General features: G+C 62.3%; 17 protein-coding genes. 16 read left to right on the top strand and 1 reads right to left on the bottom strand.

The window, feature by feature from the left end; genetic code table 11:
* Positions 1-81 precede the first annotated feature (81 nt).
* The 12 genes from K6G35_RS10635 (at position 82) to K6G35_RS10580 (ending at position 5,824) form a co-directional block, all read left to right on the top strand.
* Positions 82-468, top strand: coding sequence for an XRE family transcriptional regulator (locus tag K6G35_RS10635; protein ID WP_495675684.1), 387 nt, complete (start codon positions 82-84; stop codon positions 466-468).
* Positions 465-653, top strand: coding sequence for a hypothetical protein (locus K6G35_RS10630; protein ID WP_495675683.1), 189 nt, complete (start codon positions 465-467; stop codon positions 651-653). The genes K6G35_RS10635 and K6G35_RS10630 overlap by 4 nt, the downstream gene beginning before the upstream one ends.
* Before the next feature lie 9 nt (positions 654-662).
* Positions 663-839: a hypothetical protein gene (locus K6G35_RS10625; protein ID WP_495675682.1), complete on the top strand. Its 177-nt coding sequence runs from the start codon at positions 663-665 to the stop codon at positions 837-839.
* Positions 836-1,633, top strand: coding sequence for a YdaU family protein (locus K6G35_RS10620; protein WP_495675681.1), 798 nt, complete (start codon positions 836-838; stop codon positions 1,631-1,633). Before K6G35_RS10625 ends, K6G35_RS10620 begins: the two co-directional genes overlap by 4 nt.
* A complete protein-coding gene (dnaB, locus tag K6G35_RS10615; protein WP_495675680.1) occupies positions 1,630-2,997 on the top strand; it encodes a replicative DNA helicase in 1,368 nt (455 codons plus the stop codon). Before K6G35_RS10620 ends, dnaB begins: the two co-directional genes overlap by 4 nt.
* A 7-nt stretch (positions 2,998-3,004) precedes the next feature.
* Positions 3,005-3,553, top strand: coding sequence for a hypothetical protein (locus tag K6G35_RS10610; RefSeq protein WP_495675679.1), 549 nt, complete (start codon positions 3,005-3,007; stop codon positions 3,551-3,553).
* Between the two features lie 100 nt (positions 3,554-3,653).
* Complete coding sequence (locus tag K6G35_RS10605; protein WP_495675678.1) at positions 3,654-3,857, top strand: hypothetical protein; 204 nt, start codon at positions 3,654-3,656, stop codon at positions 3,855-3,857.
* 1 nt (position 3,858) lies between these two features.
* A complete protein-coding gene (locus K6G35_RS10600; RefSeq protein ID WP_495675677.1) occupies positions 3,859-4,281 on the top strand; it encodes a recombination protein NinB in 423 nt (140 codons plus the stop codon).
* Positions 4,278-4,562, top strand: a complete 285-nt coding sequence (locus K6G35_RS10595; RefSeq protein ID WP_495675676.1) for a helix-turn-helix domain-containing protein — start codon at positions 4,278-4,280, stop codon at positions 4,560-4,562. The genes K6G35_RS10600 and K6G35_RS10595 overlap by 4 nt, the downstream gene beginning before the upstream one ends.
* A complete protein-coding gene (locus tag K6G35_RS10590) occupies positions 4,559-4,756 on the top strand; it encodes a hypothetical protein (protein WP_495675675.1) in 198 nt (65 codons plus the stop codon). Before K6G35_RS10595 ends, K6G35_RS10590 begins: the two co-directional genes overlap by 4 nt.
* Entirely contained in the window at positions 4,753-5,205 is a 453-nt protein-coding gene (locus K6G35_RS10585) for a phage protein NinX family protein (RefSeq protein WP_346812303.1), read from the top strand. The genes K6G35_RS10590 and K6G35_RS10585 overlap by 4 nt, the downstream gene beginning before the upstream one ends.
* Entirely contained in the window at positions 5,198-5,824 is a 627-nt protein-coding gene (locus K6G35_RS10580; protein WP_495675674.1) for a hypothetical protein, read from the top strand. The genes K6G35_RS10585 and K6G35_RS10580 overlap by 8 nt, the downstream gene beginning before the upstream one ends.
* 106 nt (positions 5,825-5,930) lie before the next feature.
* On the opposite strand, the gene K6G35_RS10575 is transcribed toward K6G35_RS10580, so the two are convergent.
* Positions 5,931-6,134, bottom strand: coding sequence for a DUF6173 family protein (locus tag K6G35_RS10575; protein WP_495676344.1), 204 nt, complete (start codon positions 6,132-6,134; stop codon positions 5,931-5,933).
* 353 nt (positions 6,135-6,487) lie between these two features.
* On the opposite strand from K6G35_RS10575, the gene K6G35_RS10570 reads away from it, so the two are divergent.
* The 4 genes from K6G35_RS10570 to K6G35_RS10555 are packed head-to-tail and all read left to right on the top strand — an operon-like array spanning position 6,488 to position 10,556.
* The gene (locus K6G35_RS10570) at positions 6,488-7,024 is read left to right on the top strand and encodes a helix-turn-helix domain-containing protein (protein ID WP_495675673.1); all 537 of its coding nucleotides are present in this window, start codon (positions 6,488-6,490) and stop codon (positions 7,022-7,024) included.
* A gap of 43 nt (positions 7,025-7,067) precedes the next feature.
* Positions 7,068-8,405 (top strand): PBSX family phage terminase large subunit, encoded by a 1,338-nt coding sequence (locus tag K6G35_RS10565; protein ID WP_495675672.1) that lies wholly within the window; start codon positions 7,068-7,070, stop codon positions 8,403-8,405.
* Complete coding sequence (locus K6G35_RS10560; RefSeq protein WP_495675671.1) at positions 8,402-9,973, top strand: DUF1073 domain-containing protein; 1,572 nt, start codon at positions 8,402-8,404, stop codon at positions 9,971-9,973. The genes K6G35_RS10565 and K6G35_RS10560 overlap by 4 nt, the downstream gene beginning before the upstream one ends.
* The gene (locus tag K6G35_RS10555; protein ID WP_495675670.1) at positions 9,879-10,556 is read left to right on the top strand and encodes a phage minor head protein; all 678 of its coding nucleotides are present in this window, start codon (positions 9,879-9,881) and stop codon (positions 10,554-10,556) included. Before K6G35_RS10560 ends, K6G35_RS10555 begins: the two co-directional genes overlap by 95 nt.
* The last annotated feature ends 1 nt before the right edge of the window (position 10,557 follow it).

Genomic DNA, 10,557 nt, shown 5'->3' with positions numbered 1-10,557 from the left:
TCGACGCCTTTATTTGGCCCGGCGGCCAACTGTGGAAGCAACTGTGGAATTGATTGATTTTTCCAATCAGGAGAACAAGAAATGCGGGTAGCCGAACAGCCGACAACCGGCGCCGGTACTGGGTCTCAGGTTTTTTTTGATAGCGGCAAAGGGCGCTTTCTGTCCGATGCAGAGATTGCATCGTGCAGCACCTATCGCGACGCCTGTGCTTTGGCGTGGGAGCGCCGCACGCAGACCGGTTTGACCCTGCAGGCTCTGGCCGCTCTAGCCGACCTTTATCCGTCGCACGTCAGCGACTACTTCCAGCGCGAGGCCCTCAACACGAAGGGCAATCCGCGCCGCTCTCTGCCAGCCGAGAAGATCGCCGACGTCGAGCGCGTCCTGGGCAACCGGATTCTCAGCCAGTACCTCATGCATCGTGGGGCCTTGACCATCATGGAAGCGGTGCTGGCGGCGAGGGGTGCATGAGCGATTCGGAAGCAAACAAGCTGGCACTGCAGGTCATGCAGAAAGCGGTAGAGCAGAGCGGTGGAGACGACATCCAGTTGACCAAGGCGCTGGCCAAGGCAATGCAGGACCCGCGCGTCGCCGCGGCGTTCAAGGCAGTCGGTTACGACGATCTGCTCGAAGAACAGAACAGCACCAAGCACTGAGACCAAACCATGGATGCACTGCAGGCGATCCAGGCCCAACGCAAGTACGTCGACGAACTGTTGCACCGGATTACCGTCGCGAACTCCCGCGAGGTCCGCATGCAGCTGTGCCGCGAGACCAAGCACGAGATGACCGTGCTGGAGACCATGCTGCTGTCTGTCGCGGCTGGGGGAACGCAGCAATGAATTACTACGAGCGCCATATCGGCGACTACATCCGCGACACGGTCAGCCTGACCATGCTGGAGGATGGCGCATACAACCGTTTGCTTGACCAGTACTACCAGACCGAGCGACCGCTTTCGCTCGATCGCAAGATGGTCTATCGCCTGGCGCGAGCTACCAGCGCCACAGAGCGTAAGGCCGTCGATTTTGTGCTGGAAACGTTCTTCACGAAAACTGAAGAGGGCTACACGCAGAAGCGCGTGCAGGCAGAAATCGAGCGGTTTTCGGAGAAGCAGCGCAAGGCAAAGGCATCTGCGGAAGCACGCTGGAGCAAATCCAAAGGCAATGCGAACGCATCGGAATCGCATGATGAATCGGATATGCGAACGCATAGCGAAGGCAATGCTCTCCAGACACCAGACACCAGTAACCATAAGACATCCCCCCATACCCCCAAGGGGGGCAAAGACCAGGTCGAGGACAAAGCGGCCAAGCCCAAGCGCTCAGCCGTTGGCCTGCCGGCCTTCCTGCAGGAATGCCGCAAGACGGGGGAAAAGCCCATCCCCGAAGGCGACGCAGTGTTCGAGTACGCCGACAAGGTTGGCATTCCGCTGGAGTTCCTTCGCCTGCACTGGCTCGAATTCAAGACCCGATACTCGGACCCTGACGCCAAGCGGTACAAGGACTGGCGGGCCGTCTACCGCAAGTCGGTGCGCGGCAACTGGCTGAAGCTGTGGTTCTTCGCCCCTGACGGCTCGGTCGCTTTGACCACGGTTGGCGAACAAGCCCGACGCTCGAACGGGGAGGCAGCATGAACGCGCCGCTTCGCAACCCGCATCCCGAGGAACGGCTGATTGCCGTCCCGTCCGAACACGCTGTGCTCGGGGCCCTGATGGGTGACAACGAGTGCTTCGACCGCATCGGCGATCTACGAGCCGAGCACTTCACGCTTGGCGATCACCGGGCCATCTTCGCGGAGATCGAGCGCCAACTGTCCGCGGGCAAGCCGGCAGATGCGATCACGGTGTACGAGCGCTTGCAAGCCGCCGGCAACAGTGCTGCTGACCTGAGCTACCTGAGCACGATGGTGCAGAACACGCCTGGCGCGGTCAGCGTTGCACGGCACGCCGCGATCGTGCGTGAGCGGGCTATCCGTCGCGCGCTGGTGGCGCTGGGGCAGGAAATCTCCGACGAGGCCCGCACTTCTGCCGACGACGCTCCGGCGCTGGTCGATCACGCTACCAGCCGCCTCGAAGAGATCGCTCATGCGCGAGTCCGCAAGGAACCGACGCACGTTGGCCAAGGGCTGGTCGAACACGTCAAGGTGCTGTCGGCCAGGGAGACGCAGGGCGTGCTCGCCATCTCCACCGGGTTCCGTGATGTCGACGGGCTGCTGAACGGTGGCCTGCGCCCGGGAGAACTGGTCGTGGTCGCCGCCCGTCCGAAGATGGGCAAGACGGCCTTTGCGCTGAATATCGCTGCCTACGTTTCTCGGACGCACCACGTGACCGTGCTGTCGCAGGAAATGCCGAAGTCGCAATTGCACGACCGGAACATTGCCGCAGTAGGGCGCATCCCTCTGCCGCACATCCTGAATCCGCGCAACATGCTGCCCGACGAATGGGACCGCTTGTCGCAGGCTGTCGGGATGCTGGAGGAACTGAACCTGTGGCTGGATGATGAAGGCGGCCTGCGGCTGCTCGACGTTCGCATGAAGGCCAAGCTGGTGAAGCGAAAGGCCGGGCTGCACGTCCTAGTGATCGACTACCTGCAACTGATGGAAGGCGAGGGCGACAACCGGAATGCGCAGATCGAGAAGATCACGCGCGGCCTCAAGGCGCTTGCCCTGGAGCTCGGCATCACGATCATCCTGCTGTCGCAACTGAACCGCCAGCTCGAGCAGCGCCCGAACAAGCGGCCCATGCCCTCCGACCTGCGCGACTCTGGCGCGATCGAACAGGACGCCGATGTAGTGATGTTCCTGTACCGCGATGAGGTGTACCACCCGGACACCGACGACAAGGGCGTTTGCGAGGTGGAAGTGGCCTTGAACCGCCAAGGCTCGTCCGGCCGCGTAGCCCTCGGCTACGTCGGCGCGCAGACCCGATTCGAGAACCTGAACACCACCTGGCACCCGAGCGTGCCGAAGCGCCAGCCGCCCTCGCGGGGCTTTGACTGAGGCAACCATGACCTTTGACGAATACTGCGCCGCTCAGGACGCAATTGAGGCCGAAAAACAGGAAGTCGCGCTCGCAGAAGTAGCTACGCCCACCTGCAACGCCAACATCCTGGCCATCGACATCGGCACCACCACGGGCTGGGCGCTCGGCCTGCGCGACGGGAAGCTGCACAGCGGCAGCGAGTCATTCGCGCCGCGCCGTAACGACGGCCCTGGCCAGCGCTGGCTGAAGTTTCAGGCGTGGCTGGGCCAGCGCTCGCAGATCGCCGGCGAGATCCAGGCCATCTACTACGAGTTGGTGCTCCGCCACACCGCGGTCCAGGCGGCCCACGTGTACGGAGGCTTTGAGGCCCACCTTCAGGCATGGGCCGATCGCAACCGCGTGCGCCTGGTCGGCGTGCCGGTGCCAGTCATCAAGAAGTCGGCGACAGGGAAGGGCAACGCTAACAAGGACGCCATGGTGGCAGCTATGCGCCAGCGCGGCCACCGCGTCGTAGACGACAACCACGCGGATGCCCTGGCGCTGCTCGAATACGCACAGAAGCAGGAGGCATGATGGACAAGAGCTGGAACGGCTACTGCTACCGCTGCGGCGGGTTCGGGCATCGCTCGTCGAGCTGCCCGCGCTGGAAGAGCGTCCGTCTGACGAGGCCAGCATGAGCATCCCCTATCCGTATCCCTGCCCGAAATGCCGCGGACCGGTCCAGGTCTTTGGATCCCGCTGGTGCAAGGACTGCTACTACCCTGGCATCGATGAGACATACCAGCGCTATCGGGATTACATCGAAGAAGGCTATTCGCGCTACCAGGCGAAGGTGATGTCTGGCTGGGGTGACCCCGACGAAGCGCGGGAGGATTGAGATGGCCGCGCTCTACAAGGAATTCGTGCTGAAGTCGCCGGGCATCTGGCCATTCGTGACAGCGTTCATCAAGGCCAATGCCCGGGCCTGCGCCGACAAGGGCGAGCCGCTGCGCATCATTGTGACCGCCGAAGAGCGCCGACGTACCAACGACTCCAACCGGTACTACTGGGGCGTGGTCCTGCGCGACATCGCTGAGCAGGCCTGGGTGGAAGGGCGCCAGTACGACAAGGACACCTGGCACGAGTACTTCGCTGACCTGTACGGGGTGAAGGTCGAGCGCACCCTGCCCGACGGCAGGATCCACCTCTCGCGCAAGTCGACCTCCGACATGTCGGCCGGAGAGTTCAGCGAATACCTGACCAAGGTGCAAGCCCACGCCGGCAATGAGTTCGGTGTGTCGTTCGATGGGGTGCACGCATGACGCTGCCACGAATCACGCAGTTCGGCCCGCGCCTCAAGCGCGCGCGTCTGGAGAAAGGGTGGGGAGTGCGCCGGCTGGCCGAGTTGTCGGGCGTCGATTACCGGACGATCTACCGGTATGAGGACGAGGCCATTTCGCCCAACATCGAGGGCGCGGCCCGGCTGGCCCAGACGCTCGACTGCTCGCTGGACTGGCTCTGCGGCCTGGACGAGCCGGGCGCCGCACAACCAAACAGTTGTAAATCGGAAATACAACCTACAGGTTGTGAGGTGTCCGCATGACGCTGCCCGCCTTCATGTACCGCGACCCGGCCGAGGTCTACGAACAGAACGAGGCGCGCAGCTGCAAGGGCTGCATTTACGAGAAGACCGCCCGCCTGATGGGCGCCACGCACACGGTATGCACGAAGCTGCTGCCGGGCGGGAATCGAAGGAATCACGGCAAGAGACGTCCGTCTTACGGGGAAAAGAAATGAAGGTATCTGAACTGGAAGGGGCGCTGCTGGACCTATGGGTGGCAATCGCCGAAGGTCATCGGCTGGCGCCCGCGCACCCGGATCCTGATCCGGACACGGGCCGGTATTGGCTCCAACAGGGCAACCTCGGCAGCGTGCAGGAATGCCCGCGCTACTCAAGCGATTGGGCGGCGGGCGGGCCAATCATCGAGCGCGATGAAATTTTCCTGAATCCGCCGGGTGCGGTCCACTACAACGGCGGTCCGAACAACGGTTGGAAGGTCTACGGGCATTGGCGCGCCACTGTCTCGGCGTCCACCCGCACGCTGCCGCCGCAGAACGAAACCCAGGAAGCGCTGAATGTGCGGCCGGTCGGGCGTGGTGCCGGTGCGGGAGTCCTGGTCGCAGCCATGCGGGCGAAGGTGGCGAGCCATTATGGCGAAGAAGTCCCGGAGGTGGCCCATGGATAAACCGCTGTTCGCAGACGTCTCGCACGCGCTGCACGTCTCCTACTTGGTGCTGTCCTTGCCGCCGCGCCAGAAGGCGCCGTTCCGGAACATGCTGATCCAACTGCTGGAGGCGATCGACCAGCCGACGGCCGCGCAGGAGAAGTGGCTGGGCGAACTGCGCGGCGAGGTGTCTGAACGAGGCTATGGCGGAAGCCTCTCAATGGACGAATACCGAGCGCAGTGCGCCCTAATCACCGACGCTGCGAAGACTCGACTACCGTCGCCGGAGTACGCCGCGGTGCTGGCGCGATACGGGCACGGCCCCGAGAAGCTGGCCGGCTGCAAACGCCTGGCGCTGTACGCGCGCCGGTCGTGCGGGCTCACGGCTCTGGGCCTGCTGACGGAACTGACTGTCCGGCACTACCTGCCACGCAGGCACCGCGACGGGTACAGCCTCCGAGATCTGGCAGAGAAGGCAAAGATCGGCACCGACAAGGCGTTCCGTGCGGCGAAGTGGATGGAGAAGAATTTCAGGTCGCTGGAGGTGCTGGCCATGGAACGCCTGGAGCCGTCCTTCATTGCCCACGGCGTCGTCCCTGACCGTACAACGTGCGGATCGGAGGAATCTGTTACAGCGTAAGGGATGGCGGGCGCAACACCCTTGCATTTTCCAAACAAGTGCGCTAAATTCACCTCACACTACGGCAAGCCCCGCCCGGATGATTCCCGGCGGGGCTTTCTTATTCTTACTCGGAGTGAAATCCGATTGGTCGCCTCGGTGCCTCCGGAGTTGCCTTGACTTTGAGGAGTAGGACGGAAGTCTGCGTGTAATGTTGCACTAGGGTAGCTTCTCCGCCGTCCTCAGTAATGCCTTCTAGGCAGATGAACTGGCCATCTCGTGATATGGACCGCAACTGTAGGTGCACGGCGCTCCCAAAAGAGGCCAACATGGCGCCGACTGCTTCGGTCTCAGCCAGGTTCGCTTCAAATTTCTTGATTCTTGCCACGAGGCTGTCGAACGCTTGAATGTGCAGAGGATCTGGCTTACGAATTGCCAAATCAATCTGCCGAGATAGTCCCGTCACGAATTCGTTGTTCACCATTTCTCCAAGGGTGGGCACAGCCCCGTAGCGTACCAAATCTCCCCCGGCCGGCGGTGGGGCATAACACCGGCAGCAACCTGATGCGGTGACAAGCCGTTCTCCTCCCCGTGCATGGCTGTGGGGGCGCGGGGCATCTTCGGCGGTGGGCAGGTTGCCCCCTCATTCTTCTGGAAGTACACACCATGGGACGTCCCTCGAAGTTGACCGACGCCCAATGGGAGGTGATCGGCAAGCGCCTGCTCGCTGGCGAATCCACCTCGGCCCTGGCGCGTGAGTTCAAGGTCAGCAAGACTGCCATTTCGGTGCGTTTCTCGAAACGTAACGAAACAATCAAAACCGTTGCGAATCAGATAGTTGAGACGGAGCGCGCTCTTTCGAAACTCAATGTTTCGGAACAAATGGCAGCCCGGTCTCTGGCCGATTCCCTGAAAGACATCTCGGAACACTTGGCTGGCGCTGCACGCTTCGGCGCAATGACCGCGCATCGCCTCGCTGGTATCGCCGCGCAGCAGGTCGAGAAGATCGACGACGTTGATCCGCTGACGAAGAGCGCGACACAGTTGATGGGAATCTCCGCGCTGACCAAGCTGGCCAACGGTGCCAGCGAGATCGGGCTGAACCTGCTGCGCGCCAACAAGGAAGCATTGGAGGATGCCAGCCGCGGCAAGAAGCCGGTGCCCACTGGTCTGAACCACTTCTATGGCGAGTCCAACGACACCGACGCGGCCGACGCTTAATCCGGCCCTGAGACCGTTCTGGACAGCCCCCGCGCGGAATCGCGTGCTTGTCGGTGGCCGGGCCTCGACAAAGTCATGGGATGCGGCAGGCTTCGCCACGTTCCTGACTTCGAACTACAAGCTGCGCGTGCTGTGCGTGCGGCAGTTTCAAAACAAGATCGAGGAATCGGTCTACACGCTGCTGAAGGCGCAGATCAGCCGGTTCGGGCTGACTAGCCAGTTCCGCATCCTGGATAACAAGATCATCGGTCGGGAGACGGAGAGCGAGTTTCTGTTCTACGGCCTGTGGCGGTCCATTGACGAGATCAAGTCGCTGGAAGGTATCGACATCCTCTGGATCGAGGAAGCCCACAACCTGACCGAGGAACAGTGGAAGGTGCTGGAGCCGACGATCCGGAAGGCCGGGTCGCAAATCTGGATCATCTTCAACCCGAAGCTGGCCACGGACTTTGTCTATCGGCGCTTCGTGCTCAACCCGCCGCCGAACACGATCGTTCGTCACATCAATTACGACGAGAACCCATATCTGTCGGCCACCATGCTGGCCGTGATCAACGCGGCCAAGGAAGAGGACGAGGAAGAGTTTGCCCACATCTACCTGGGCGTTCCGAAGGACGACGACGAGGGCGCAGTAATCAAGCGCTCCTGGCTGCTGGCTGCGATTGATGCGCACAAGGCGCTGGGTTTTGCTCCAGCGGGTGCGCGGCGCTTGGGCTTCGATGTGGCTGACGGCGGCGCGGACAAGTGCGCCAACGTTTTCGCCCATGGCTCTGTTGTGTCGTGGGCCGATGAATGGAAGGCTGGTGAGGACGAGCTGCTCCAGAGCTGCAGCCGGACCTATGCCGAGGCTCGCGAGCGCGGCGCTTCGATTCGGTATGACTCCATAGGCGTTGGTGCAACTGCTGGCGCCAAGTTTGGCGAGTTGAACGAGGCCCGGCGCGCGGACAGCGACAACGTCCCGGTGTTCTACGAGAAGTTCAACGCTGGCGCGGTTGTTTGGGAACCGGACGAGATCTATCAGCAGCCGAACATCACGAACAAAGACATGTTCTCCAACATCAAGGCACAAGCTTGGTGGATGGTGGCGGACCGGTTCCGTAATACCTACAACGCGGTCAAGCGCGGCATGGAGTTTCCGACTGACCTGCTGATCAGCCTCGACAGCGCCTGTCCGCACCTGGATAAGCTGATCGACGAGCTGTCCACGCCGCGGCGGCAGTTTGATGACAACGGCCGCGTGAAGGTCGAAAGCAAGAAGGACCTGGCCAAGCCGAATCGGCCAGGCGGCCCAAGGCCATCGCCGAACATCGCCGACGCGCTAATCATGTGCTACGCGCCGGGCGATCACTCCATTGAAACCTGGGCGAAGCTCGCACAATGAATCGAAACCAACGCAAGGCGCTACAACGGGCGCAACGGGCAGAAGTGTCCGCGTCCGCCGGCGCCAAGCGCTGGATTAGCGGTGACAGTTTCCAGAACTTTGAGGCGCGAGTCGGCCTGGGTACGAATAATCAGGCGTCGCAGTACAGCTACGGCTTTGACTTCATCAGCCGGAATCGCATCCAGATGGAGGCGATGTATCGGTCATCGTGGATCGTTGGTCAGGCTGTAGACGTCGTTGCCGACGATATGACGCGCGCCGGCATTGAGATCGGCTCAGATCTGGATCCCGATGACAAGGACCTACTGAACGCCGCGATCGAGAACATGGCGCTGTGGGACCGCGTTGGCGACACGATCAAGTGGGCGCGGCTGTACGGTGGCGCGCTCGCTGTCATGCTGATCGACGGGCAGGATCCTTCCACGCCGCTGCGGCCGGATTCCATAGGCAAGGACCAGTTCAAAGGTTTGTATGTGCTAGACCGCTGGATGGTGCAGCCGACTCTCACGATGTTGGTCACCGAGATGGGCCCCGACATGGGCCTGCCGATGTTCTACGACGTGGTGGCGGACAGTATGGCGCTCACGCGCCAGCGCATCCACTACAGCCGGGTGCTTCGGATAGATGGCGTTGACCTGCCGTACTGGCAGAAGATCGCCGAGAACCTTTGGGGGCAGTCGGTGATCGAGCGGTTGATTGACCGCCTGGTGGCCTTCGACAGCACGACCATCGGCGCCGCGCAGCTCGTCTATAAGGCACACCTGCGTACGCTCAGCATTGACAAGTTGCGCGAGGTGATTGCTGCAGGCGGCCCGGCTATGGACGGCTTGCTGAAGCACGTCGAGTTCATCAGGCGCTTCCAGTCGAACGAGGGCATGACCCTGATCGACGGCAAGGATACGTTTGAGACTCATCAGTACCAGTTTTCCGGGCTGGACAACGTGCTGATGCAGTTCGGCCAGCAGCTCTCCGGCGCGTTAGGAATCCCCCTGGTACGGCTGTTTGGCCAGTCGCCGGCGGGCCTGAACAGCACGGGCGAGTCGGACCTGCGCACGTACTACGACAACGTCAACCAGCAGCAGGAACGCCGGCTGCGCAGCCCAGTGACGCGGATGATGGACGTGCTGGGACGCTCGGTGCTGGGCAGGGCGCTCCCCGAGGGCTTTGCTTATAGCTTCCGATCGCTGTGGCAGCTCTCCGACACGGAGAAGGCAACCAACGCCAAGACGACGACGGACGCCGTGGTGGCGGCTTACGACGCTGACCTGATCGACAAGCCGACGGCGATGAAGGAACTACGCCAGTCGAGCCACGTAACCGGGGTGTTCACCAGCATCACGGACGAGGACATCGAGGCGGCCGAGAACGAGCCGCCGCCTGTGCCGGAGATGGAACTGCCAAATGCTGATGACCCGAACAACCGACCGGAAGAAGGGACGGAAGAACCCGGTGAAGCTCAGCGGACCGGAACGGGTGTACAGGACGCAGCTCCGACAGGTCGCGCAGCAGGTTGGAACCCTCGTAAATGGCTTTCCGCCTGGCGATCCAACGGTCCTGCCAACGATTGAGCAGTTGCTGCAGCGGTATGCCGAGGCGCTGACGCCGTGGGCCGAGCGCGCCGCTGCCGAGATGCTGTCCGAGGTGAACCGCCGCGACGAGCAGGCGTGGATGCAGCAGACCAAGGATATGTCTCGCGCGCTGCGGATGGAAATCCGGACCACGCCGACCGGCGCCACGATGCAGGCGCTGATGGCCGAGCAGGTTGGGCTGATTAAGTCCATTCCGCTGGAAGCCGCCCAGCGTGTGCACAAGCTGACGATCGAGGGCATCGAGGACAGCAGCCGGGCCTCGGAGATCTCCAAGGCAATCCAGGCGTCTGGCGACGTGGCCAAGAGCCGCGCCGATCTGATCGCACGGACCGAGGTGGCGCGTACCGCTTCAACGCTGACCGAGGCGCGTGCGCTGCATGTCGGCTCTCCGGGCTACTTCTGGCGGACGTCAGGCGACGGCGACGTGCGCGACTCGCACCGCGAGATGAATGGCCAGTTCGTGGCTTGGAACGACCCGCCAACGCTCGACGCGATGACCGGCCACGCCGGCCAGTTTCCGAACTGCCGCTGCTACTCGGAACCGGTGATTCCGGAGGAATGAA

The organism is Cupriavidus sp. HY129 (assembly GCF_059492215.1).
This window is presented reverse-complemented; position numbering and strand designations above follow the sequence as displayed.